A 24,170-nucleotide genomic window follows, 5' to 3' on the forward strand; every position below is an offset into this window, starting at 1 on the left:
CAGACCTCAGAACGCGGGCCAGGGAATCGGGCGCGCCGAATTCGGCACCGGCATCACCGGATGCTCGAGCAGCGCCTTGGTCCGCTCGGTCAACGCGCTGATCTCGGCATCGGTGATATGCGGCGCCAGCGAATCGGCCACCGCACCCGGCAGATTCGCCGCGAACGCGGTGATATCGGCGACCAGCGACGCGTGCACCGGCGACCCCGCCCACCCCCACAACACCGTGCGCAACTTCGGCTCGGCGTGCAGGCAGATCCCGTGATCGACCCCGTACACCTGCCCGTCCACCCCCTCCAGCGCGTGCCCGCCCTTGCGATCGGCGTTGTTGAGCAACAGATCCAGCACCGCCATCCGCTGCAACCGCGGATCATCGGCATGGATCAGCGACACCTCGTTGCCCTCCCCGTCCAGCGCGCGCAACACCTCACAGAACCCCGCGGGCACCGTCCCCGGCGCGCACAGATCCACCAGATCCGGGCGCGGCGCCGCCCCACCGCGATGATCCACCGACGTCACCCACCGCTGCACCATCCCCGGCCCGAACGGCCCCTCCCGCAACACCGTCTCCGGAATGACACCCCAGCCCAGCTGCTCGGAGATCAGATACGACGCCACCTCCCGCCCCGCCAGCGTGCCGTCCGGGAAATCCCACAGCGGCCGCTCCCCGCGCACCGGCTTGTACACCACCCGCAACGGCGCGCCATCGGGCTCGGGCGCCGCGATCTCACACACCAGCGTCAGATTGCTGGCCACGCCGACCCGCCCGACGATCTCGAGCTCACCCTCGGTCAGTGGCCCCACCTCGATCACTCCTCGTCGAGCTCGGCCGCGCCGAAGATCTCGCCCCGCTTGTACCCGTTGGTCCGCACACACATGTGCCCGCGCGCCGACAACGGCTCCCCACACAGCGGACACGGTGGACGGCCCGCCGCGATCACCCGCGCCGACCGCAACGCGAACTCCCGCGCCTGGATCGGCGTCAGGAACACCCGTACCGCGTCCGGACCCTCCTCGGTGTCGTCGAGCACCACCGACTCGTCCACCTCGGTCTCGGTGATCGCCAGCAACTCCACCACCACCGCGTTCGCGTCGGCATCCCAGCCCAGACCCATGGTGCCCACCCGGAACTCGGTATCGATCGGTGTCACCAACGGCGCCACATCGCGCACATCGTCGCCCTCGGGCGGCACCTCGGCACCGAAACGCCGCGCCACCTCATCGAGCAACAAACCCATCCGGTCGGCGAGCACCTTCACCTGCTGCTTCTCCAGCAGCACGCTGACCACGCGCGGTTCCTGCACAGCCTGCAGGTAGAACGAACGATCGCCCGGTTCACCGACAGTCCCGGCGACGAAACGATCGGGGGTGCGAAAGACATGGATTGCGCGTGACACCTGCACCTCCTGATACGTGACCCTGTTCGACACTCACGAACACCCTCCCTCTAAGGAGAATCGCGGTGCCCCGCATTCCCATTATCCGCGCCCGCCGCCACCGAGACCTCGCCACCGGGCGCCAACGGCGCGGGCGCCACCCCCGCCAGCGCCGACAGATCCGCGCCGGTGTCGTTGAACTTCCACACCGACGGACCCATCGGCCCGTACCGCACCACACTGATCGAGGCGGGCTCCACCGCGATCCGCTGGAAACCGTCCAGATGCAGACCCAGCGCGTCGGCCAGGATCGACTTGATGACGTCGCCGTGCGCGCACGCCAGCCACAACACATCCCGCCCGGCACGCTCGGCCAACGTGCGCTCGATGTCACGAATCGCGGCCACCGCCCGCTGCTGCACCTGCGCGAGCCCCTCCCCACCCGGGAACACCGCCCCCGAGGCGTGCGCCTGCACGACCTTCCACAGCGGCTCGGTCAGCAACTCCCCGATCGGGCGACCCGTCCACTCGCCGTAGTCGACCTCGATCAGCCGCTCGTCGCAGTCCGGCTCCAGCCCCAGCTTCTCCGCCAGCGGCGCCACCGTGCGCTGACAGCGCAACAGCGGCGAACTCGCGATGTGTTCGATCGGCAGCGTCGCCAGCCGGTCGGCCACCGCGGCGGCCTGCTCGGCGCCGCGCTCGGTGAGCTCGACACCGGGACTCCGGCCCGCCAGGGTCCGCCCGACATTCGACGTGGACACTCCGTGCCGGAGCAGGATCACCGTCATGAGACCAGCCTAGCGATCAGCACGGCCCGGCTCAGGTCGCCGAGACCACGCCCGCGGCGAGCAGGCCCATCACCACCAGGCCCAGGATGATCCGGTACCCCACGAACCAGTAGAACGAGTGCTTGCTGACGAACTTCAGCAGCCACGCCACCGACGCGTACCCCACCACGAACGCCAGGATCGTCGCCACCAGCAGCTGCGGACCACTCGCGTTCAACCCCTCACCGGCGGGCTCGAACGCGTCCGGCAGGCTGAACAGGCCCGACGCCGTCACCGCCGGAATCGCCAGCAGGAAAGAGAACCGCACCGCAGCCTCCCGCTCCAGACCGAGGAACAGACCCGCCGTCGACGTCGCGCCCGACCGCGAGACACCCGGAATCAGCGCCAGGCACTGCGCCAGACCCATCACCAGACCGTCCCGGGTGGTCAGCTTCTCGATCGGACGTTCCTTCCTGCCGAAATGCTCACCCGCGGCGATCACCAGCGCGAACGCGATCAACATGAACGACACCAGCCACAGATTCCGAGCACCGGTGCGGATCTCGTCCTTGAACAGGAAACCCAGCACACCGATCGGGATGGTGGCGATGATCACGTACCAGCCGATCCGGTAGTCCAGCTCCCGCTGCGCGTCCCGCTCGTGCGCCTCGCGCGCGCTGCGATCCATCACCGGCAGCTTCGTGGTCACCCGGTCACCGACCGGCACCGCCTCCTGCGAACGCTCCCGCAGCCGCATACCCAGCGTGGTGAACCAGGCGATCACGATCCGCTTGATGTCCTTGGCGAAATACACCAGCACCGCCAGCTCGGTCCCGAGCTGGGTCACCGCGGTGAACGACGCGCCCGCGTCCGAACCGAAGAACACGGCCGAGACGATGCGCAGATGCCCCGACGAGGACACCGGTAGGAACTCCGTGAGCCCCTGCACCAGCCCGAGTATCAATGCCTGAATCCAGGTCATCGACTCGCCCACCACGTCCTCCTGCTGCCTCACGCCCGAAAGACCGCGTCCTCCTGGGCTTTTGCTTGCTCCTGCGGCACCGACGGCCGCGACCTCGCAGCGACCCTACCCGCCGCCGGGTCCCGTCGCCGCCCGCCCACCTAGGGATCTGCTGAGAGTGCGGGTCGTCCGCGGGTGACACCGCGGTGTGCGCTTAGTCTGGTCGCCGTGACGAAAGCGCGGGCGCGGTGATGGAACAGCGAACGGTGGGACGCAGCGGACTTCGGGTGTCGCGGTTCGGGTTGGCGACACATACCTGGGGCACACATACCGACGCCGACGAGGCAGCGGTGCAGTTGGCGGCGTTCACCGAGGCCGGTGGCACGCTCGTCGACACCTCCCCGATCTACGGTGACGGCGCGGCCCAGCAGATCCTCGCCGACCTGCTCGGCGACCTGGTCTCCCGGGACGACCTGGTGCTCAGCGGCTGCGCGGGCGTGGTCCTGCACCCGCCCGGCAGGGGCGTCGGCGACACCGTGCCCGCCCCCGCGGCGGTCGGCCCGGTCATCGACACCTCCCGCCGCACCCTGCTCGAGCAACTCGACCGCACCCTCCTCGAACTGGGCACCGACCATCTCGACATCTGGAGCATCGCCGCCTGGGACCCCTACACCCCCCTCGACGAGGTCGCGGCCACCATCGACACCGCCGTACGCACCGGACGCACCCGCTACGCCGGGGTGCGCGGCTTCGCGGCCTGGCAGCTGGCCAGCCTCGCCGCCATCGCGCCGATCACCGCGGCCCAGACGCCGTACTCGCTGCTGGCGCGCAGCACCGAGACCGATGTGATTCCCGCCGCCCGCCACCACGGCGTGGGCACCATCGCCTCCGCGCCGCTGGCCGGGGGCGTCCTCACCGGTAAGTACCGTGACGGGGTGCCCGCCGACTCCCGGGGCGCCGACGAGTCCACCGCGGCCGAGATCCGGCGCAGGCTCGACGACGAACGGGCCGTGCGGGTGGTCGACGCCCTGGTCACCGCCGCCGACGGCCTCGGCACCTCCCCGCTGGCGGTGGCGCTGGCCTGGATCCGGGACCGGCCCGGCATCACCAGCATGATCGTCGGCGCGCGCGATATCGGTCAGCTCACCGGCGTGCTGGCCGCCGAGACCCTGGAACTGCCGCGCGCGATCGCCGCGGCCCTGGACGATGTGAGCGCCCGTTCCGAATGATGGCTAGCCTTACCTGCATGAAACTGCGTGGTCTGCTGACAGCGATGCTCGCGGCGACGGTGCTCACCGGCGCCGTCGCCTGCACCGGGAGCAATTCTGCATCGACTGCCATTTCCGGTGGCCCGGCCACCGCCCAGCTCGCCGACCTCGACCCGGTCCCCGTCGGCGGCACCCCCACCCCGCAGCTCCCCGTCACGGTGAAGTCCTACGACGGCAGCGACGTCACCGTCACCGACGCCTCCCGCATCATCGCCGTCGACCGCTACGGCACCCTCGCCCAGACCGTCTACGCCCTCGGCCTGGGCGACCACCTCGTCGGCCGCAGCACCTCGGCGTCCTTCCCCGCCGTCGCCCACGTCACCAACGTGGCGGGCGGCAACGGCAGCCTCAGCGTCGAAGCCGTCCTCGCCCTGCGCCCCTCGGTATTCCTCACCGACACCACCAGCGCCGCACCCGCCGTCCGCGAACAACTGCGCGCCGCGGGCGTCACCGTCGTCTACTTCGACCCCGACCGCAGCATGGACGGCGTCGTCCCGCAGATCCAGGCCGTCGCCGACGCCCTCGGCGTCCCCGACGCCGGTGCCCGACTCGGCCAGCGCACCCGCGACGAGATCGCCACCGCCACCGCCGCCGTCCCGCACCAGGACCCGCCACCCAAGATCGCGTTCCTGTACCTGCGCAGCACCGCGATCACCATGATCGCCGGACGCGGCTCCGGCGCCGACTCGCTCATCACCGCCCTCGGCGGCATCGACGCGGGCACCGCCGCCGGGGTGGACGAACCCTTCGTCACCATCACCAGCGAAGCCATGATCGCCGCCGCCCCCGACGTCCTGCTCGTCATGTCCGACGGCCTGAAATCCGTCGGCGGCGTCGACGGACTCGAGCAGGTCCCCGGCATCGCGCAAACCCCCGCCGGACGCAACCGCCGCGTCGTCGACATGTCCGACGCGGTCATCCTCAGCTTCGGCCCCAACACCGGCCGCGTCATCACCGCACTGTCCGACGCGGTCTACGGCAAACCCGCATGAACGAAGCCGACCTGAGCAAACCCTCGGACGCCCCGCGCATCACCGACGCGACGCCCGACCCACTGCCCTCCCCCCGGCTCCGGGCCACCCGCGTCACCGTCGTCTTCGCGCTCGCACTGCTCGCCCTGGTCATCCTGGCCCTCGTCTCGTCCGTCCTCGGCCAGGTCCCCACCACCGCCGCCGAAGTCCTCGGCAGCGTCGCGCACCGCCTCGGCCTCGATCTCGGCCCGATGCCCGCCCACCCCGCGGGCGAGGTCACGCTCTGGGAAGTCCGGTTCCCCCGCGTCGCCCTGGCCGTCCTGGTCGGTGCCGCGCTGGCGACCGCGGGCGCGCTGCTGCAGGGTGTCTTCGCCAACCCGCTCGCCGAACCCGGCGTCATCGGGGTTTCCGCGGGCGCGGCAGTCGGCGCGGGCACCGTCATCGTGATCGGCGGCGCGTTCGTCGCCGCCTGGTCGGTCGCCGCCGCCGCGTTCCTGGCCGGATTGCTGACCACCGCCCTGGTGTATCTGCTGTCGAGATCCGGCGGCCGTACCGAAGTGGTGACGCTGATCCTCACCGGCGTCGCCATCAACGCCTTCGCCGGTGGACTCATCGCGCTACTGCTGTTCGTCGCCTCGCCCGCCGCCCGCGACCAGATCGTCTTCTGGCAGCTCGGCAGCCTCAACGGCGCCACCTGGCCCGCCGTCGGCATCGTCGCCACCCTCGCCACCACCGGCGTCCTGGCCGCCGTCCTCGTCGCCCCGAAGCTGGACCTGCTCGCCCTCGGCGATTCGGCCGCCCGGCACCTCGGCGTCGACGTGGAACGGCTGCGCAGGCAGGTCATCGTGATCGTCGCCGTGCTCACCGCCGCCGGTGTCGCCTTCAGCGGCATCATCCTGTTCGTCGGGCTCATCGTGCCGCACCTGGTCCGGATGATGGTCGGGCCGGGACACCGTGTGCTCGTGCCGCTCAGCGCCATCCTGGGCGCCGTAGTGCTGCTCGGTGCCGACGTGCTCGCCCGCACCCTGGTCCACAACGCCGACCTCCCGCTGGGCATGCTCACCTCACTCATCGGCGGCCCGTTCTTCTTCTGGCTGCTGCGCCGCACCCGGGCCAGGGCAGGAGGCTGGGGATGACCGACACCTCCTGGCGCTCCCTGTTCGCCCGCACCCCGGACGTCCCCGCCCGACCCGAACCCGGGACCATCACGCTGCGCGCCACCGGGCTCACCGTGCGGCGTGGCCACCGCACCGTGCTCGACGATGTCGACTTCCAGGTCGCCGCGGGCGAGATCGTCGCCCTCGTCGGCCCCAACGGGGCGGGAAAGTCCAGTCTGCTCGCCGCCCTCGCCGGGGAACTCGAACCGAGCACCGGCACGGTGAAACTCGAAGGCCACGCGCTCACCCACTGGTCGCACGCCGACATGGCCCGCCGCCGCGCCGTGCTGCCCCAGTCCCACGCCGTCGGCTTCCCGTTCACCGCGCGCGAGGTCGTCGCCATGGGCCGCTCCCCCTGGCTGCACACCGCCGCCGCCGGCCGCGACGACGCCCTCATCGCGGCCGCGCTCGCGGCCACCGATGTCACCCACCTGGCCACCCGCCCGTTCCCGTCGTTGTCCGGCGGCGAACGCGCCCGCGTCGCCCTGGCCCGCGTCCTCGCCCAGGACACCGCCACCGTCCTGCTCGACGAACCCACCGCCGCCCTCGACATCGGCCACCAGGAAGCCGTCCTGCGCCTGGCCGCCGACCGCGCCACCGCGGGATCCGCCGTCGTGGTGGTGGTCCACGACCTCGGCGTGGCCGCCGCCTACGCCGACCGCGTCACCGTCCTCGACGCCGGACGTGTGGCCGCCGACGGCCCACCCCGCACGGTCCTCACCCACGAACTCCTCACCGCCGTGTACCGCCACCCGGTCGATGTCTTCGACCACCCCGACACCGGCGCCCAGCTCGTCCTCCCCGAGCGCCGTCGCGACTGACACGCACCAGCGTCCCCACCACGGCTTCGACGGCGGGACGGCCCCCCGCCGTCCAAGCTGTTTTTGTGGCTTGTAGGTGCTCGTTCAGTGTGGAGCAGGAGATCGGTTTTATATACTTAGATGCGCATATCTACGTAGCATGATGTTGGATTTGGTTCTTCCAACCCGAACACGACCGATATGACTCTGGCAGATGATGGTTTCTCGCCTATTTCCTGACGGAGTTGGGTGGCGTACCAACCACACTCCCCTACCCCAACCGCGGTGGTGGAGAACCGCTTGGTCCGGTCCCCCACCACCGCCGGGATCAGCGCCAGATGATCTTCAGCAGCGCGGGCGTCAGCACCATGCGGATGACGGTCGCGTCGATGATGAGCGCGACGATCATGCCGTAGGCGATGTACTTCATCAGGACCAGATCGGAGAAGCCGAACGCGCCCGTGACGACGATGAGAATGGCCGCGGCGGAGGTGATCACGCCACCGGTGTGCGCGACGCCGTAGCGGATGGACTCGGTCGCATCGGCCCCGGAGGCGCGTTTCTCGGCGATCCTGGACAGCAGGAACACCTCGTAGTCGGTGGACAGGCCGAAGATCACCGTGACGATCAGCGCCACCACCGCGAACATCAGCGGTCCCGGCGTGAAGTCGAAGGCGTCGGAACCGTGGCCCTCCACGAAGATCCAGGTCAGCACGCCCAGCGTCGACATCAGACTGAGCACGCTCATCGCGACCGCCTTGACCGCCAGGATCACTGACCGGAAGGCGATCATCATCAAGGCCAGGGCGGCGGCCATCAGGATCGCCAGCAGCAGCGGTAGCCCGTCGATCAGGCCGTTGATGCTGTCACGTTCCAGCGCGGGGATTCCCGCGACCATCACCTCCACCCCCGGCGGTGTGGGCAGGGCGCGGAGCGCATCGATCACCCGGTCGGCATCGCGCTTGTCCCCCAGCCCGGCCGAGAGCACGTTGACGTCGTTCTTGGTCGGTGCGGCGGGCTCGAACCTGCCGGTGAGGCCCGGAATCTGATTGGCCTCGAACCGGATATCGCTCAGTTCCTGCGGCGACGCCCCCACGACGACCAGCTTCAGCGGCTCGGTACGGAATCCGGGGAACAGCCGGTCGAAATCCTGCTGCGCCACCCGGGCGGGATTGTCGGCGGCCAGGTACTTCTCGCTGATCCCACCGAACTCGATGTGGCGCATCGGGATGCTCAGCGCCAGCAGCGCCAGCACGATCGGCACCACCACCGCCCACGGCCGCCGCATCGCCCACTGCGCCAGCCGGGAGAAGAACCCGGCATCGATCTCGGCCTCGGTCTTGCTGCGGGTGAACCGCTTCCAGCCCAGCCAGTCGATCCGCGTGCCGACGATGCTCAGAGCCGCGGGCAGCGCGGTCACCGACAGCAGCGCCGCCAGCATGACCGCCGAGATACCGCCGTAGGGCACCGACCGCAGCACGCCGTTGGGGAAGATGAACAGCGCGCCCAGGCTCACCGCGATGATCGCGGCGGAGAACAGCACCGTGCGCCCGGCGGTCGCGACGGTGCGCGCGGTCGCCTCCTCCACATCGCGTCCCGCCGCCAGCTCCTCGCGGAATCTCGTGACGGTGAACAGTCCGTAGTCGATCGCCAGCCCGAGACTGACCAGCGTCATGACCGCGCTCGCGAAGACGTTCACCTCGATGTGCGCGGTGAGCAGGCGCAGGATGCCCGACGTGCCGAGAATGGTGAGCCCGCCGATCATCACCGGCAGCAGCGCGCCGATCACGCCGCCGAACACGAAGTACAGCAGCACCGCCACGATCGGCAGCGCGATGATCTCCGCGCGCTTGATGTCGTGCTGCATCCCGATATTGATGCCCTCGACGACCGGCTGCAGCCCGGCCAGCTGGACGGTGGTGCCGCCCGGTCCCCCACCGGGCACGTCCGCGTTCAGATGCGGTTTCAGGGCCAGATAGTTGTTGACGGTGGCCGTGCCGCCGCCGCCCGCCAGGCCGATGCTGGCGAAGGCGTGCTGTTTGGTCGGGTCCGAGGCGTTCGCCGAGAACGGGCTGTCCCAGTAGCTGTCGATCTTGTGGATGCGCTCGCCGTACTGTTCGCGCAGGTCGGCGAGGGCGGCCGTCACCGGGCCGCGCACCGACGGATCGTCGACCGTGGTGCCCGGCGGGGCCGTGTAGATGACGATCAGGTCGCCGTCGGTATCGCGGCCGAAGGTGTCGTCGGCCAGTTTCGAGGCCGCCACCGACTGGCTCGACTCGTCGAACCAGCCCTCCTGGGTGTAGCGGCCCGCCAGGTCCCGGCCGAACCAGCCGGAGATCAGCACCGTCAGGACGAACAACCCGAGCACGAGGTAGCGGTGGCGGTGGACGAACCGGCCCCACCGCATCGAACGCGATTCCCGCATGCTCAGCCGCAGGCGGCGGTGCGGTAGTCGGCCGAGCGCAGGATGCCGCACAGATCGGTGCGCGAGATCTTCCACTTACCGTCGAGCAGCACGAAATGCACGATGGTGGTGCGGACATTGGTGCCCGAACCGTCCTTGTCCAGGCGCATGGTGGCGGTGAGGGTGCCGTCGCGGTTGTCGAACACCGGGTCGACCACGCCGTAGACGGCGTGCGGATTGTCGCGCAGCGCCTTGTACATGTCGGGGATCGCGTCCTTGAACGCGGCACCGTCCTCGATCAGGTCGGTGCGCTCGACATCGGGCAGGTCCGGGTCCAGCGCGCGCTTGATCTGCGCGTCGAGCTCGGCGGCGGTCGGCAGCGGCGCGTTGGCCTTGCTGGAGGAGATCGCGATCGACGACGCGAGGGAGGCGTTGGCCGAGGAACGCGCGGCGTCGACCGAGGCCTCGTCGGTGGTCCCCGAGCACGCGGTGAGCGCGACGAGGGCCGAGAGGCAGGCGGTGGCCGCGGCGGTCCTGGCGAAAAGTGTGGAAGACATCACCATCTACATACCATCAATCGCGGCGCTGATCCGGCCCAGGATGCCGCGCACGAGGGTGGTGTCCCGGCCGACGGCCCCCGCGACCGGCGTGGCGTGGTGCAGCAGATCGCGGACGAAGGCACTCACGCTGCGTTCGTCGCCGAGGTCGATATCGGTCACCTGGGCGTGCGCGGTGGCCACCACGTCCTCGGGCTGGGGCACGGTCTCGCCCAGGTCGGCGCGGTAGATCTCGATGGTCAGGGTGGCACCGCGGGTGCGGAAGACGAACGGGCGGCCGTCCTCGGTGGTGCCGAAGCCGTGGGCGAACGGGCCGACCGAGATGTCATCGATGCCGAAACCCGCTGGTGTCCGGTCGGTCATCGTGGCGATCTCCTGCCGTTGCTCGGCTATCAATTGTCGACGCGTCAACAGTAACCCGCGTCACCGACAGCCCCGACGGGCCCACCCGGTCGGAGCTACTGGTGAGTCATCATGGTCAGATGGTGATCAGCGGTCACCTCGTGCGGAATAAAGGAGTTCGGTGCATGCGCCCTCGCGGCTCGGTCGCCTCAGCGTTTTTCGGCGCGGCGGCACTGGTGGTGCTGACGGGATGTGCCGGTGACGACGGCGGCCCCGATGTGCCGACCAGGGAACCGGCCACCGCGGCGGTCTCCCCCGCCACCACCGCCACCCCCGCGGGCCGGGTGCTGCCCGCCCCCGCCACCTCGGCCCTGCTGGCCGAACGCGCGACCGGCCGTGTCGCGGCCCTCGACACCGCGGGCACCACACTCACCCTGATCGACCCCGCGGCACCTGCCGCCCCGCGCTCGGTCACGCTGCCCGCCACGGGCGCCGGGCTCGCCCAAGGTGTGCCCGGCGAGATCCTGGTAGCCGCCCCGAACCGCGTGCTGCGCGTGGACGCGGCCACCGGCACGCTCACCGAGACCCCTGTCGACGGTGACGTGCGCAGCGTGCAAACTCGCAGCGACGGCACGCTCGTGGTCGGCACGGCCGACGGCACGGTGCGGGTTCTCGGCGCCGACGGGACGGTGACGCGCACGGTCACCGGTCTGGTCTCGGCCGACGCGATCGCCGTCACCGGCGAGGACATCACCGTCCTGGACCGCAGGCAGACCGCCGTGGTCAGTGTCCGCGAGGACGCGCTCGGGCTCATGCTGCGCGCAGGCGACGGCGCCGCGAACCTGGTCGCCGACCCCCAGGGCCGGATCATCGTCACCGACACCGCGGGCGGCGAACTGCTGGTCTACTCGGCCGGTCCGCTCGTGCTGCGACAGCGTTTCCCGGTACCATCATCGCCTTACGCGCTCGCCTACGATCCGCGTTCCGACACGGTCTGGGTGAGCTGCACGCAGAGCAACGAGGTCGTCGGCTACGACCTGTCGACGGGGATCGGTGTCGAGGTGGGACGCTTCCCGACGCTGCGCCAGCCCGACGCGGTGACCGTCGACGAACGCACCGGCGACCTCTATGTGGCCTCGGCCGCGGGCGACGGTCTCCAGCGGATCGGCGCGGACGAGCGGAAGAGAGGGCAGTGATGGCCGCCAAGCCTCGCGGATCCCGCTCGGCGATCCCGCCGAGCTGGGAGACCAGCAACGACGACTACGAGTACGTGCCGCTGCGGCTGCCGCCCGACGTCACCCGGGTCACCGCCTCCATGCGGCTGGCCATCCAGGCCGAATTCGGTGGCTGGGAACTGTCGCGGGTGCGCGCCTACACCGACGGCAGCCGCCGGGTGTTGTTGCGCCGCCGCAAGAACGCCGTCCTCCCCGTGCCCGAACCCGGATTGTGAGCCGACCCATGTACGCCCTGTTGTTACGCCTGATGTTCCTGATCCCGCCGGAGCGAGTGCACCACCTGGTCTTCGCCTCGCTGCGCTTCGCGACCTGGTTCCCGCCCACCCGCTGGCTGGTGCGCAAGCTGACCGTCGTCGAGGATCCGATCCTGGCGACCACCGCCTTCGGCGTCGATTTCGCCGCCCCGCTCGGCCTGGCCGCCGGTTTCGACAAGAACGCCGACGGCGCGAACACCTGGGGTTCGCTCGGTTTCGGTTTCGCCGAGATCGGTACCGTCACCGCGCACGCGCAGCCGGGTAACCCGGCGCCGCGCCTGTTCCGGCTGCCCGCCGACCACGGCCTGATCAACCGCATGGGCTTCAACAACCACGGTGCCGCCGCGGCCGCCGCCCGGCTGCACGGCGCGCACCCCACCGTCCCGATCGGCGCCAATATCGGCAAGACCAAGGTGGTCGAACCCGAGGCCGCCGCCGCCGATTACGCCACCAGCGCACGGCTGCTCGGCCCGCTGGCCGACTTCGTCGTGGTCAATGTGTCCTCGCCGAACACCCCGGGTCTGCGGGATCTGCAGGCCGTCGAGTCGCTGCGCCCGATCCTGCAGGCGGTGCTCGACTGCGTCTCGGTGCCGGTGCTGGTGAAGATCGCGCCCGACCTGTCCGACGAGGATGTCGACGCGGTGGCCGATCTCGCGGTCGAGCTCGGCCTGGCCGGGATCGTCGCCACCAACACCACCATCCGCCGCGACGGCCTGCGCACCCCTGCCGCCGAGGTCGAGGCCATGGGTGCCGGTGGGCTGTCCGGAGCGCCGGTCGCCGATCGTTCGCTCGAGGTGCTGCGCCGTCTCTACGCGCGGGTGGGTGACAAGGTGGTGCTGATCTCGGTCGGTGGTATCGAAACCGCCGAGCAGGCCTGGCAGCGGATTCTGGCGGGCGCCACGCTGCTACAGGGCTACACCGGTTTCATCTACGGCGGTCTGTTCTGGACCACCCGCATCCATCGCGGCATCGCCGCCAACCTGCGCGCGGGGGGCTTCCGGTCCCTGGCCGAGGCGGTCGGCGCCGAGCACCGCGCGCACTCGGCCTGAGTCAGCCGAAGTAGATCCGGCGTGCCGCGTCGCCGTGCCCGAACAGCTGGGGCGCGGTGCGCGGGCCCGACGGGGCAGGCCGGAGTGCCGCGCCGTCGGGGTCGCCGTCGAAGCGTTCCAGCATCCGCTTGTAGAGCCGGATGATCGCCTGCTCCCAGACGATGCCGATGGTGTCGGCGTAGGCACTGATCTGCGCGTGCGCCATCCGGTCGTGGGTGGCGGTGACGTCGCTGAGCAGTTCGTCGAGCTGCATGCCCGCGAAAGCCTGCTCGCGGGTGAGTTTCCGGTCGGGCAGCCAGCTCAGCAGCCAGACTTCCGGGTCGGCGCCCACGCGTTCGGCGTATTCGGGGCTGCGGGTACTGCGCATGTCGTCCGGGGTGAGGTGGATGGTCATCGGACACCTCCGATTTTCCCTGAGGGGAGCGAGGCTCCCGGGTGAATGCCCACATCCAGTGTGGCATTTGCCCTTCACTGCGGTCAATTGCCGTTGTAAGTTGGTAATTGCCCGAAAAGCGGGTCGGTAAACCCCGTCGTGTCGACTTCTGGAGGCCGATCGCGTGCCGATGGTTCCGCAGGACCCCCGCACGGACGTGGTGCGTGCCATCCTCGCGCGCCTCGGTAAGTTCTCCGGCGTCAGCGCGGATCGCCTGCGCCACACCGAGATCGGGGCCGCCCCGATTCTCGAGCTACCGGTGGTCGGCCGGTACGCGCGCCGGGCCGGGATCACCAGGGAAGACGCTGTCCTGCCCGTGCTGCGCGAGGCGGCCCGGCAATTGCCGCCCAGCGCCCGGCTCATCGCCGACGCGACCCTGGTGCTCGGGCTGCTGCGCGACCCGGAGATCGAGGGCGTCGATCCGGGCGAGCTGTACGCGGTCAACCTCGGGGCGCGCCGGGTTCACCTGGCGCAGCACTGGATCCGGCTACACGCCGCGATCGGCGCGGAGACCGTGCCGGACGCGCCGACGGTCAAGCGGCTCAGGTCCAGCGCGGAACGCGAGGCGCTCACCGCCCTCGCGGCCCTGCTCACCCAGCCGTCACCGGGGGATCACACCGAATCCGCCGATGCCGTGACGCTGTCGGCCGGGGTGGTCACCGTGGTCGGCGACGCGGTGATCGATCACCTGTATCGGGTCGACACCTTCCCGGGCGAGAACTCCCCCGTCGGGGGCACTTTCGCCGGTGCGCCCGGCGGCAAGGGGCTCAATCGCGCGGTCGCCGCGGCCCGGCTGGGCCTGGACGTCCGGCTGCTGGCCGCCATCGGCGCCGACGACAACGGGCGCCACATCCGGGAGCTGCTGGCCCGGCACCACATCAGCGAGTCGCTGGTCAAGGTCGTTCCGCACGCGGCCACCCTGGTGACCGCCGTCATCATGACACCCAGCGGCGAGGTGCGGCTGATCGGCTGCCGGGATGCCCACGTGCAGCTGCAGTCCGAGGATCTCGACACCGACGCGGTGCGGGCGAGCCTGGCCGGGTCGGCCGTGGTGGTGCTGACCTTCGAGCAGCCCGGCGAGATCGTCGAGGGGATTCTCGATCACCTGCGTGAGCTGCCCGAGCGTCCCCAGGTGATCGTCTGTGCCACACCGAGTCTCGCCGCGCCCCAAGGGCTGTACCGGTACCTGGATGTCGTGGACTATCTCGTCGGCTCGTCGAGCGAGCTCGACGCGTTGCTGCCCGAGGTGCACACCGCCTCCCCCGCCGACACCGCGCGCCGGTTGCGCGGGCTCGGCGTGTCGACGGTGTGCGCGGTGGACGGTTTCCACTGCCGCGTCTACTCCGATGACGACGACATCGTGGTCGACCACTTCCCCCAGGTGCTCAAGGCCGCGGTCGGCGCCGCGGCCGCCTTCGCCGCGGCGCTGGCCGCGCGGGTGGTGAAATCCGAAGACGCGCTCGGCGTTCCGGACTATGTGTGGTGCACCGCGGCGATGCTGCCGACCCAGAAGCTCGGGATGGTCTCCACCGTGTTCCCCGATGTGGCCGAGGTGGACCGGGTCGTGCATGTCTACGCCCGCGAGGCCGTTCACCCGGATGTGACACCCGGTTGACGGATCGGCGCGCGCGGCGGGAGTAGAGTCGCGCCGTTGCCTTGCCCGTACCGTCCACGCGCCGGGTCGCCCGGTGCCGGAACAGCCCTCGGAGGAGCGCTTGACGATCATCGAGTCCGCCCCGGACTTGCCGGACACGGCGCCGGGACGCGACGCTGAGGATCTGCGGCCGGATCATCAGTTCAGCCGCAACGGCACCCAGCTGCGCGTGCGGGTGCACGCGCTCGACGACAACACCGACGGCGGCCACCTCCTGGTTTTCGGTGAGCCCGGGGAGAAGCCCCTGGTTCGCGTGCACTCGCGCTGCCTCTACGGTGACGCGCTCGGTTCCGACGACTGCGACTGCGGGCCCGAGCTGGCGCTGTCGATGGATCTCATCCAGGCCGAGGGCGGTGGTGTGCTGGTCTATCTCGAGCAGGAGGGACGCGGCGCGGGCCTGCTGTGGAAGGCCATCGGCTACCGCACCAGCGAGCAGCTCGGCATCGACACCTTCGACTCCTACGAGCGGCTCGGACTCGACCCCGACATCCGGCGTTACGAGCACGTCGCCAAGGCCCTGCTCGATCTCGGGATCCATCAGGCGCGGCTGCTCACCAACAATCCGGAGAAGGTGCGGGCGCTGTCGGAGGCGGGGGTGGCGGTGGAGGTGATCCCGCTGGCCATCCAGCTCCGCACCGAGCGCGGCCGCCGCTACCTCGAGGCCAAGGTCCGGCGGCGCAAGCACATGATTCCGCGGGATTTCGCGCCGTGGGCGCCGCACTATACGGCGCCTACCGAGGTCGCGGCCGCGCCCGGGGAGTCCGGGCGGCCCCGCCGATGGCGACGTTTCCGCTTCGGCGGTCGTGGGTAACCCCCGCCACAATCCCGTATGTCCGGTTACGATGAGTGAGCCGCGCCACTGTTGACGCCCATCGCTCGAGACGATGAGACAGATCCACTCGCATTGGCTCGGTGTCCGCACGGCCTATCGGGAACAGGGATATGACAGACATCGGTTTCGCGCACGCTTCCGGCGTCACGGTGCACACCGTGCCCGCCGCCTTCCAGCAGACCGCCGCAGTGCGGCCCGACCAGATCGCGCTGCGAACGGTCGGCGGTACCCAGGAGATCACCTGGGCCGAGTACGCCACCCGGGTGCGCGCGCTCGCGGCCGGTCTGGCGAAACTCGGTGTGGGCCACGGGGACGCGGTCGGGATCATGCTCACCAACCGCCCCGAGTTCAACCTCATCGACACCGCCGCCCTGCACCTGGGCGCGACCCCGTTCTCGGTGTACAACACCAGCTCCGCCGAGCAGATCGCGCACGTGTTCGCCAACGCGGGCAACAAGGTGGTCGTCACCGAGCAGGCGTTCCTGGACGTCATCCGCGAGGCCGACGGCGATATCACGCACACCGTGCTCGTCGACGGCACCGCCGCGGGCACCATCACGCTGGCCGAGCTGGAGTCCGACCCGGCCCCCGATTTCGATTTCGACGCCGCCTGGCAGGCCGTGCGGCCGGGCGATCTGGCCACGCTGATCTACACCTCGGGCACCACCGGCCCGTCCAAGGGCGTCGAGCTCACCCAGAGCAATGTGATCGCCCAGGTCGTCGGCCTGGTCTCGGGTCCGCTGCCGGTCGGTTTCGACGATCGCGCGGTGTCCTACCTGCCCGCCGCGCACGTCGCCGACCGTATCTCCGCGCACGCGATGAGCCTGCTCACCGGCATCCAGATCACCACGGTGCCGGATCCGCGCGAGATCGCGGCCGCGCTGCCCGACGCTCGTCCCACGGTGTTCTTCGGTGTGCCGCGGGTGTGGCAGAAGATCAAGGCGGGCATCGAGAACAAGCTCGCGGTGGAGCCGAGCCCGGTCAAGAAGGCGCTGGCCAACTGGTCGATCGGGGTCGGTGTCGCGCAGGCCAAGGCGAAGCTGGCCGGTGAGGGTGGTTCGGTGCTGCTGGGTGTGCAGCACAAGATCGCCGACACGCTGGTGCTGTCCAAGCTGCGCGAGGCGCTCGGGTTCGCGGAGCTGAAGGTCGCCGCGTCCGGCGCGGCCCCGGTGCCGCCGGAGACCCTCGAGTACTTCCTCGGCCTCGGTTTCGCGGTCAGCGAGGTGTGGGGCATGTCCGAGACCACCGGTGTGGGCACCTACACCGAGATCGACAAGCCGCGCCCCGGGTCGGTCGGCCGGGTGATGGAGGGTTGCGAGCTGCGGCTGGACTCCGACGGTGAGGTACTGCTGCGCGGCCCGATCGTCACCCCGGGCTATCGCAACATGCCCGACAAGACCGCCGAGGCCATCGACGACGCGGGCTGGCTGCACACCGGCGATATCGGCACCCTCGACGCCGACGGCTACCTGCGCATCGTGGACCGCAAGAAGGAACTGATCATCAGCGAGGCGGGCAAGAACATCGCCCCGTCCAATATCGAGAACGCCATGAAGGCGGCCTCCTCGATGATCGGGCAGGCCGTGGCCATCGGCGAGGCCCGGCCCTACATCACCGCGCTGATCATGCTCGATCCCGATGTCGCCGCGCTGCGCGCCAAGGAGTTCGGCGCCACCGACGCCACACACGCGGAGCTGGCCCGGCGCAAGGAGATCGTCGACGAGGTGCGCGAGGCCGTGCTCGCGGGCAACCGCAAGCTCTCGCGGGTGGAGCAGATCAAGCGCTTCGTCGTGGTGGAGACGCTGTGGGAACCGGGCGGCGACGAGCTCACCCCGAAGATGTCGCTCAAGCGCACGCCGATCGCGAACAAGTACGCCGAGACGATCGAGGCGCTCTACGCGGCGACGCCGCCGGAGCATGTCGTCAATGTGAAGTAGCACCCCGCGCACGGCAGTGGCCCCGGAAGGATGGACTTCCGGGGCCACTGCCGTTGTGGTTCAGCGCTCTTCGTAGGTGCCGATCAGGGTGGCCCTGGCCAGGGTGTGGAAGAACAGGTTGAAGCCCAGGTAGGCCGGGGTCGCCTCCGGCCCGACCTCGAGCTCGGGGATGTCGACCGCGTGCACCACCACGTAGTAGCGGTGCGGGCCGTGGCCCTTGGGCGGGGCGGCGCCGACGAAGCCGGGGAAGCCACCGTCGTTGCGCAGCGTCACCGCACCGGCGGGCAGGCTGCCGCCCTCGCTGCCCGCGCCGGTGTCCAGGGAGGTCACCGAGGCCGGGATGTTCGCGACGGCCCAGTGCCAGAAGCCCGAGGCGGTGGGGGCGTCCGGATCGAAGACGGTCACCGCGAAACTCTGGGTGTCCTCGGGGAATCCGGACCAGCTCAGCTGCGGCGAGATGTCCTTGCCGCCGGAGCCGAACACGCCCGACACCTGGTCGTTGGCCAACGGCTGCCCGTGGGTGACATCGGCGGAGGTGAGGGTGAACGAGGGCACCTGGGGCAGTGCGTCATAGGGGTTGTAGCTCATGAAGACCTCTCGGAGTGGTGGTCGATCAGCTGTGCAGAAGGAAATGTTCCAGGACCCGGGTGCCGAATTCCAGTGACTGCACCGGCACCCGTTCGTCCACCCCGTGGAACAGGGCGGTGAAGTCCAGTTCCGGCGGCAGCTGCAGCGGCGCGAAGCCGAAGCAGCGGATGCCCAAGCGCGCGAAGGCTTTCGCGTCGGTACCGCCGGAGAGCATGTAGGGCACGGTGCGGCCCTGCGGGTCGTTGGCGAGCACCGCGTCGTTCATGGCGTCGACGAGGTGGCCGTCGAAGGTGGTCTCGTAGGAGTCGAGTTTGGTGATCCACTCGCGCTCGACATCGGGGCCGATCAGCTCGTCGACCTCGCGTTCGAAGGCAGCCTGTCTGCCCGGGACCACCCGGCAGTCGACTACCGCCTCCGCGGTCTGCGGGATCACATTGGCCTTGTACCCGGCCTGCAGCATGGTCGGGTTGGCCGTATCGCGCAGGGTGGCGCCGATGATGCGGGAGATGGTGCCCAGTTTGGCGAGCTGACCCTCGATATCGGGACTGTGCGGGTCGAATTCGAGGCCCGACTCCTCGCTCACCGCGGCGAGGAACTCCGCAACCGAGTCCGAGAGCACCAGCGGGAAGGTGTGTTTGCCGAGCCGGGCCACGGCCTCGGCCAGGATGGTGACCGCGTTGTCCTCGTGCAGGAACGAGCCGTGCCCGGCACGGGCCTTCGCGCGCAGGCGCATCCAGCCCAGGCCCTTCTCGGCGGTCTCCACCAGGTAGAGCCTGCGTTCGGTGCCGTCGGGGCGCGGCACGGTGAGCGAGAACCCGCCGACCTCGCCGACCGCTTCGGTGATGCCCTCGAACAGTTCGGGCCGGTTGTCCACCAGCCACTGCGAACCCCAGCGGCCGCCGTTCTCCTCGTCGGCCAGGAAGGCGAACACGAGATCACGCGGGGGCACGGTGCCTTCGGCTTTGAACTGGCGGGCCAGCGCCAGGGTCATGCCGACCATGTCCTTCATGTCGATCGCGCCGCGACCCCACACGTAGCCGTCGCGCACCGCGCCCGAGAAGGGGTGCACGCTCCAGTCCGCGGCCTCGGCGGGCACCACGTCGAGGTGGCCGTGGATCATCAGCGCGCCGCGGCTGGAATCCGCGCCCTTCAGCCGGGCGAACACATTGCCGCGGCCGGGCGCGCCGGATTCGACGTACTCCGTCTCGTAGCCGACTTCCGCGAGCTGCTGGGCCACCCATTCGGCGCATTCGCGCTCACCCTTGGTGGTGGCCAGCTCGCCGGTGTTGGAGGTGTCGAACCGGATCAGCGCGCTGACCAGGTCCACCACCTCGGCTTCCGCGCGGGACCGGCCGGGGGACACAGGGTTCTCGTCAGATGCCGACACGTCCCCTTTCCTACCACCACCGGCGCCTCGCCCGCGCCGGGTCCCCTGACCCCGGCCGATTCCGCCGCTGCTCACCCCGAGGGCGAGGGTCCGGCTCGCGCTGAGCCGAATTCACCGCACTGGCCGCAGGCCGGGGCCGCGTGATTGGCTGAGGCCATGCGTGCGCGGGTGATTCGGGTCGGGACCCTCCTGCTGGCGACGGCGGGAACGCTCGCCGCGGGCGCGGGACTGGCGTTGCACTACACCGGGATTCCGGTCGAGCCGCTCGTGCTGGCGGCGTCGGGGGCGCCGTATCTCATGGGCGGTGCCGTGCTCGGGGTCGCCGGGTTCGCGGCGGTACGGCACTGGGTGGGGGCCGGGGCGGCGGCGGTGGTCGCCGTGGTCGCGGTGGTTTCCCAGGCGCCGCTGTTTATCGCCGACGGCAGCGGTGGGGACGGTCTGCCGGTGACGGTCATGCAGGCCAATCTGCTGTTCGACGGTGCTGATCCGGCGGCGTTCGTGGAGCTGGTGCGGGCGCGGGAGGTCGCGGTGCTCACCGTCAACGAGCTGACCCGCGCCGCCGTCACCGAGCTGGGGCGCGCCGGGCTCGACGAGCTGCTGCCACACCGCTACCTGGCCCCCGGGCAGACCGCGAGCGGGACCGGGATCTGGAGCCGGTATCCGCTGTCGGAGACGATCGAATACGACGGGTTCGTGCTGAACCAGATCTCGGCGACCGCGACGGTGCCCGAGGTGGGCGCGGTGTCGGTGTACGCGATCCATCCGGTGCCGCCGATCTACGACACCGGGGTGTGGGCCGACGAGCTGGCGCGGTTGACGGCGATCATCGACCGCGCGCCGGACGGGCGGCCCGTGGTGGTGGGTGGGGATTTCAACGCGACCCACGATCACACCCGGTTCCGGGCGATGACGGCGGGACGTTATGCCGACGCCGGTGCGCAGGCCGGTGCGGGCAGGTTGGTGACCTACCCGACCGACAAGCGCATTCCGCCGGTGGTCGGGATCGATCACGTGCTGCTGGCCGGGGCGCACGCCACCGCGGTCCAGACCGTGGATCTGCCGGGGGCGGATCATCGAGCGCTCGTCGCACGCATCGTGCTGCATCTTCCGTAGGTAGACGGACGCGGCGTGATCCGACCGGATCAGGGTGCCGCTGATCCAGTCCGTCGAGCGCGCTGGGCGCCGGGAGATATCGGGGGTGTCCTTACCGGGTCCTGGATGTCGTTCAGCAGCGCGTCGATGCGTGCGGCCATGGCCCGGCCCGCCGCGTGCAGGGGCTCGGAGGACCGCAGGGTGCGGCCGAGGATGAAGGCGCCTTCCAGCGCGGTCAGGATGGCCAGGATCAGGTCGCGGGCCGCTGGCTCCGGCAGGCCGCGGGCGTGGAAGTAGGCCGTGCCCTGGTCGATCCAGTCCCGGATGACATCGGCGGTGACCTCGCGCAGGGACGGTTCGCTGTCGGCGATCTCCCCGGCCACGGTGCCGACCGGGCACATGTTCATCCAGCCCGACTCCTCGAGCGTGCGCGCGGCCTCGGTGAAGGCGGCGGGCACGGCGACGCGCAGGTCCTCGTGCGGGTCCATGAGCAGGGGCAGCAGCTGGATATAGGCCGCGCCGGAGGTGCGCAGCGCTTCGGCGGCGACCTGGACCTTGCCGTGCGGGAAGTGGTGATAGAGCGAGCCCATCGGGGCCCGCGCCGCCGCGGTGATCTGTTTGACGGTGACGGCGCTGTAGCCGTGCACCCGCAGCAATTCGGCGACCGCGACGACCAGCCGATCGCGGGTACTCATTGACATCTCCTCGCTCACCGTTCCAGACTAGAGCACACGCACTAGAGCAAACGCTCTAATCGAGGAGGGTATCGTGCCGACAGCCGACATTCCCGCAGGCCGCATCCACTATCGCGAACACGGCGAGGGACCGCCGGTGGTCCTGCTGCACGGATTGCTGATGAACCACACGGTGTGGGATCAGGTGATCGGCCTGCTGCCGGACGGGTTCCGCTATGTCCTGCCCGATCTGCCGCTCGGCGCGCATCCCGAGCCGATGCGGCCCGGCACCGATCTGAGCATGCGCGGCCTCAACCAGCTCGTCGCCGACTTCCTGGCGGCCCTCGATCTGCGCGAGGTCACCCTCGTGCATTCCGATTGGGGCGGCGCCCTGTTCCTCACCGCCTACGGCCTCGACGAGCGCGTGGGCCGGGTGATCGTGTTCCCGTGCGAGGCGTTCGACAATTTCCCGCCCGGTCTGCCGGGGAAGACCGCGATCCTGGCCGCGTATCTGCCCGGCGGGGTCGGCCTGGCCCTGCGTCAGTTGCGGGTGTCCTGGCTCCGCCGGTCGCCGCTGCTGTTCGGCTGGATGGCGAAGTCGTCGATCCCCGATGATCTCGTGCACGCCTGGACCGAACCCGGTTTGCGGCAGCCCGGTGTCCGCGCCGATGTGCTCGCGTACATGCGCTCGGATTTCCGTTCGCTGGACCTCGTGGCCGACACCGAAGCCCTCCGGCGCTTCTCGGGTGCGGCCCTCATCCTGTGGTCGAGTGCGGGCAAGGTCATGCCCCGTGAGCACGGCCGCCGGTTGGCGGACCTGCTCCCCCACTCCCGCCTGGTCGAGATCGACGACGCCTATGTCCTGTCCATGCTCGACCGGCCCGCCGCCGTGGCCGCCGCCATGACGGAATTCCTCACCACCACCGACGCCCGCCGCTGACCGGGTCCCCCCACGCCGTTTCGCCCGGAGCCGTGGCACGGGTGCGCCGTAGGTGAGGGCGGGCGAGGTGCGTGCACGACGCGCACGACAACGGTGATCGGTCAGGTCTGCTGGAGGGGTTCGTAGGCATCGGCGCCGAGGCCGAAGGTCCAGGCGACCCCTTCGCGGGCGGTGCGGGTGGTGGGTGGGACGCGTAACCAGTAGGTGCGGTGGGTGCCGTCGGGTTCCGGGGTGGAGTTGACGACCTCGACCATCACCACGTCCTCGTCGCCGACGAGGGCGATCCGCCACAGGATGCCGGTCTCGTCGCGATGCACCGGGCGGGCCTCGGATTCGGTGAGATACCGGTCGTAGCCGTAGTACTCGAGCATCACCCGGCGCAGTTCGGCGTTCTCCTCGTCGCGGATACGCTGCGGGGTCAAGGTGCGCAGCACGTCGAGGAATTCGGCCGGGACGGGCATCCCGCGCCAGGCGTGCAGGGCGAAGCCGTCGGCGTAGGCGAGGGCCGGTCCGTCGCCGCGGTCGAGCCGTCCGGCTTCGTCGCGGTGCAGTTCGAGTGGCCGTTCGGTGAGCACGGCGATCTTCTCGTAGGGCCACCACCAGCCCGCCTGGGCCGCCACCGCGGCGATCCCGTCGAGCGGGCGGCCGGGCGCGGTGTCGTAGGCGCTGAGCCAGGCGGCCTCGTGCTGGCCGAGCACGGCATCGAGCAACAGCACGCGAATCCGCTGTTCGCGCTGTCGATCACCGGCCGCCGCCGCCTCGATCACCCCGGCCCTGATCCGTTCGACCACCGAGCTCGTCGCCTCCCACAGGTCGGCGCCGGTCGCCCGCCAGTGCGCGCTGTACCCGTCGGCACCGAGCGTGGTGTGCAAGCGTTCGCGTTCGGCCGCCCACGGCCCGTTGCGCACCGCTTCCCGGACGGACGCGCCGGTCGTCTGGTGTGCGATGAGCATGCGCACGGCGGCCAGCGGCGACTGTGCCCAGTGGATCTGTTCCGGTTCGGGCAGTCCGGCCCGGGTGTAGGCGAGCCGCACCCCGGTTTCGGCGGCCGCGCGGTCACCGCCGCCGGTCGCGGCGGCCACCGCACGCCAGTCCCTCGGCGTCGATGCCGTTGGCTGCGCAGGATTTCCCGTCATCAGTCGGCCACCACCCGCACCGAGCCGGGCAGGTACTCGCGCTGCCGGATCACCCGGTACCACCCCGTGGGTAACAGGATCGGCGCGTGCTCCTCGTGCACGACCTTCCCGCCGGTCGGCAGGTGCAGCAGCAGTGGGCCGAACACGCTCGCCTCGCGCACGAGGGTGCCCGGGCCGGGAATCGCGTGCGCGTGGCCGGTCACCTCGCCCAGTGCCAGCACCAGTCGTCCTCTGCTGTCGCGGGATTCGCCGCGCGCGGTGCGCGCGCTGTCCGGCACCGCGTGCTCGGCCAGCGGCACGATGAGCACATCGCCCTGTCGATACATCTCGTCCTCCCCGTTCTGGCCCTCGTTGGC

The 24,170-nt window shown here is 70.3% G+C and carries 25 protein-coding genes; 12 read left to right on the forward strand and 13 right to left on the reverse strand.

What is annotated here, in order from left to right:
- Positions 1–6: 6 nt before the first annotated feature.
- The 4 genes from WA675_RS05855 to WA675_RS05870 are packed head-to-tail and all read right to left on the reverse strand — an operon-like array spanning position 7 to position 3,125.
- Positions 7–804, reverse strand: coding sequence for an SCO1664 family protein (locus WA675_RS05855; RefSeq protein ID WP_336082564.1), 798 nt, complete (start codon positions 802–804; stop codon positions 7–9).
- A 5-nt stretch (positions 805–809) separates the two neighbouring features.
- On the reverse strand, positions 810–1,397 hold the full coding sequence (locus tag WA675_RS05860; RefSeq protein WP_336082565.1) for a DUF3090 domain-containing protein: 588 nt from the start codon (positions 1,395–1,397) through the stop codon (positions 810–812).
- A 50-nt stretch (positions 1,398–1,447) separates the two neighbouring features.
- Positions 1,448–2,164, reverse strand: coding sequence for a histidine phosphatase family protein (locus WA675_RS05865; RefSeq protein ID WP_336082566.1), 717 nt, complete (start codon positions 2,162–2,164; stop codon positions 1,448–1,450).
- A 31-nt stretch (positions 2,165–2,195) separates the two neighbouring features.
- Positions 2,196–3,125, reverse strand: coding sequence for an undecaprenyl-diphosphate phosphatase (locus WA675_RS05870; protein WP_336082841.1), 930 nt, complete (start codon positions 3,123–3,125; stop codon positions 2,196–2,198).
- A gap of 230 nt (positions 3,126–3,355) precedes the next feature.
- Here WA675_RS05870 and WA675_RS05875 point away from each other — a divergent pair, with 230 nt between their 5' ends.
- Genes WA675_RS05875 through WA675_RS05890 form a run of 4 tightly spaced genes read left to right on the forward strand, consistent with a single transcriptional unit; the run spans position 3,356 to position 7,321 of the window.
- Complete coding sequence (locus WA675_RS05875; RefSeq protein ID WP_336082568.1) at positions 3,356–4,333, forward strand: aldo/keto reductase; 978 nt, start codon at positions 3,356–3,358, stop codon at positions 4,331–4,333.
- A gap of 17 nt (positions 4,334–4,350) precedes the next feature.
- A complete protein-coding gene (locus WA675_RS05880) occupies positions 4,351–5,364 on the forward strand; it encodes a heme/hemin ABC transporter substrate-binding protein (RefSeq protein WP_336082570.1) in 1,014 nt (337 codons plus the stop codon).
- Positions 5,361–6,479 (forward strand): FecCD family ABC transporter permease, encoded by a 1,119-nt coding sequence (locus tag WA675_RS05885; protein WP_336082572.1) that lies wholly within the window; start codon positions 5,361–5,363, stop codon positions 6,477–6,479. Before WA675_RS05880 ends, WA675_RS05885 begins: the two co-directional genes overlap by 4 nt.
- Positions 6,476–7,321 carry a heme ABC transporter ATP-binding protein gene (locus tag WA675_RS05890; protein WP_336082574.1) on the forward strand — a complete coding sequence of 282 codons (846 nt, stop codon included), beginning with the start codon at positions 6,476–6,478 and terminating at the stop codon, positions 7,319–7,321. The genes WA675_RS05885 and WA675_RS05890 overlap by 4 nt, the downstream gene beginning before the upstream one ends.
- Before the next feature lie 307 nt (positions 7,322–7,628).
- Here WA675_RS05890 and WA675_RS05895 read toward each other — a convergent pair whose 3' ends face one another.
- Genes WA675_RS05895 through WA675_RS05905 form a run of 3 tightly spaced genes read right to left on the reverse strand, consistent with a single transcriptional unit; the run spans position 7,629 to position 10,624 of the window.
- Positions 7,629–9,725, reverse strand: coding sequence for an MMPL family transporter (locus WA675_RS05895; RefSeq protein ID WP_336082576.1), 2,097 nt, complete (start codon positions 9,723–9,725; stop codon positions 7,629–7,631).
- 2 nt (positions 9,726–9,727) lie between these two features.
- Positions 9,728–10,261 (reverse strand): hypothetical protein, encoded by a 534-nt coding sequence (locus WA675_RS05900; protein ID WP_336082577.1) that lies wholly within the window; start codon positions 10,259–10,261, stop codon positions 9,728–9,730.
- A 6-nt stretch (positions 10,262–10,267) separates the two neighbouring features.
- A complete protein-coding gene (locus WA675_RS05905; RefSeq protein ID WP_336082579.1) occupies positions 10,268–10,624 on the reverse strand; it encodes a hypothetical protein in 357 nt (118 codons plus the stop codon).
- Between the two features lie 164 nt (positions 10,625–10,788).
- Here WA675_RS05905 and WA675_RS05910 point away from each other — a divergent pair, with 164 nt between their 5' ends.
- The 3 genes from WA675_RS05910 to WA675_RS05920 are packed head-to-tail and all read left to right on the forward strand — an operon-like array spanning position 10,789 to position 13,141.
- On the forward strand, positions 10,789–11,799 hold the full coding sequence (locus WA675_RS05910; protein WP_336082581.1) for a hypothetical protein: 1,011 nt from the start codon (positions 10,789–10,791) through the stop codon (positions 11,797–11,799).
- Complete coding sequence (locus WA675_RS05915) at positions 11,799–12,053, forward strand: DUF5703 family protein (RefSeq protein ID WP_336082582.1); 255 nt, start codon at positions 11,799–11,801, stop codon at positions 12,051–12,053. The genes WA675_RS05910 and WA675_RS05915 overlap by 1 nt, the downstream gene beginning before the upstream one ends.
- Positions 12,054–12,061: 8 nt before the next feature.
- Positions 12,062–13,141: a quinone-dependent dihydroorotate dehydrogenase gene (locus WA675_RS05920; RefSeq protein ID WP_336082583.1), complete on the forward strand. Its 1,080-nt coding sequence runs from the start codon at positions 12,062–12,064 to the stop codon at positions 13,139–13,141.
- A gap of 1 nt (position 13,142) precedes the next feature.
- Here the strand turns inward: WA675_RS05920 and WA675_RS05925 are convergent, their stop codons facing one another.
- Positions 13,143–13,535: a hypothetical protein gene (locus WA675_RS05925; RefSeq protein ID WP_336082584.1), complete on the reverse strand. Its 393-nt coding sequence runs from the start codon at positions 13,533–13,535 to the stop codon at positions 13,143–13,145.
- 169 nt (positions 13,536–13,704) lie between these two features.
- On the opposite strand from WA675_RS05925, the gene WA675_RS05930 reads away from it, so the two are divergent.
- The 3 genes from WA675_RS05930 (at position 13,705) to WA675_RS05940 (ending at position 17,997) form a co-directional block, all read left to right on the forward strand.
- Complete coding sequence (locus WA675_RS05930; RefSeq protein WP_336082842.1) at positions 13,705–15,189, forward strand: carbohydrate kinase family protein; 1,485 nt, start codon at positions 13,705–13,707, stop codon at positions 15,187–15,189.
- Positions 15,190–15,289: 100 nt separating this feature from the next.
- Positions 15,290–16,039, forward strand: a complete 750-nt coding sequence (locus tag WA675_RS05935; RefSeq protein WP_336082586.1) for a GTP cyclohydrolase II — start codon at positions 15,290–15,292, stop codon at positions 16,037–16,039.
- Positions 16,040–16,170: 131 nt separating this feature from the next.
- Positions 16,171–17,997: an AMP-dependent synthetase/ligase gene (locus tag WA675_RS05940; RefSeq protein WP_336082588.1), complete on the forward strand. Its 1,827-nt coding sequence runs from the start codon at positions 16,171–16,173 to the stop codon at positions 17,995–17,997.
- A gap of 60 nt (positions 17,998–18,057) precedes the next feature.
- Here WA675_RS05940 and WA675_RS05945 read toward each other — a convergent pair whose 3' ends face one another.
- Both WA675_RS05945 and WA675_RS05950 read right to left on the reverse strand, forming a co-directional pair.
- Positions 18,058–18,585, reverse strand: coding sequence for a YbhB/YbcL family Raf kinase inhibitor-like protein (locus tag WA675_RS05945; RefSeq protein WP_336082589.1), 528 nt, complete (start codon positions 18,583–18,585; stop codon positions 18,058–18,060).
- Between the two features lie 25 nt (positions 18,586–18,610).
- Complete coding sequence (locus WA675_RS05950; protein ID WP_336082590.1) at positions 18,611–19,972, reverse strand: M20/M25/M40 family metallo-hydrolase; 1,362 nt, start codon at positions 19,970–19,972, stop codon at positions 18,611–18,613.
- A gap of 156 nt (positions 19,973–20,128) precedes the next feature.
- Here WA675_RS05950 and WA675_RS05955 point away from each other — a divergent pair, with 156 nt between their 5' ends.
- Positions 20,129–21,085 carry an endonuclease/exonuclease/phosphatase family protein gene (locus tag WA675_RS05955; protein WP_336082592.1) on the forward strand — a complete coding sequence of 319 codons (957 nt, stop codon included), beginning with the start codon at positions 20,129–20,131 and terminating at the stop codon, positions 21,083–21,085.
- Positions 21,086–21,114: 29 nt separating this feature from the next.
- On the opposite strand, the gene WA675_RS05960 is transcribed toward WA675_RS05955, so the two are convergent.
- Positions 21,115–21,759 (reverse strand): TetR/AcrR family transcriptional regulator, encoded by a 645-nt coding sequence (locus WA675_RS05960; protein ID WP_336082593.1) that lies wholly within the window; start codon positions 21,757–21,759, stop codon positions 21,115–21,117.
- 73 nt (positions 21,760–21,832) lie between these two features.
- Here WA675_RS05960 and WA675_RS05965 point away from each other — a divergent pair, with 73 nt between their 5' ends.
- A complete protein-coding gene (locus tag WA675_RS05965) occupies positions 21,833–22,678 on the forward strand; it encodes an alpha/beta fold hydrolase (RefSeq protein ID WP_336082594.1) in 846 nt (281 codons plus the stop codon).
- Between the two features lie 101 nt (positions 22,679–22,779).
- On the opposite strand, the gene WA675_RS05970 is transcribed toward WA675_RS05965, so the two are convergent.
- Both WA675_RS05970 and WA675_RS05975 read right to left on the reverse strand, forming a co-directional pair.
- The gene (locus WA675_RS05970) at positions 22,780–23,814 is read right to left on the reverse strand and encodes a DUF6745 domain-containing protein (protein ID WP_336082595.1); all 1,035 of its coding nucleotides are present in this window, start codon (positions 23,812–23,814) and stop codon (positions 22,780–22,782) included.
- Positions 23,814–24,140, reverse strand: coding sequence for a hypothetical protein (locus WA675_RS05975; RefSeq protein WP_336082596.1), 327 nt, complete (start codon positions 24,138–24,140; stop codon positions 23,814–23,816). Before WA675_RS05975 ends, WA675_RS05970 begins: the two co-directional genes overlap by 1 nt.
- Positions 24,141–24,170: the final 30 nt, after the last annotated feature.

The organism is Nocardia sp. SSK8 (assembly GCF_037034205.1).
Lineage (GTDB): Bacteria > Actinomycetota > Actinomycetes > Mycobacteriales > Mycobacteriaceae > Nocardia.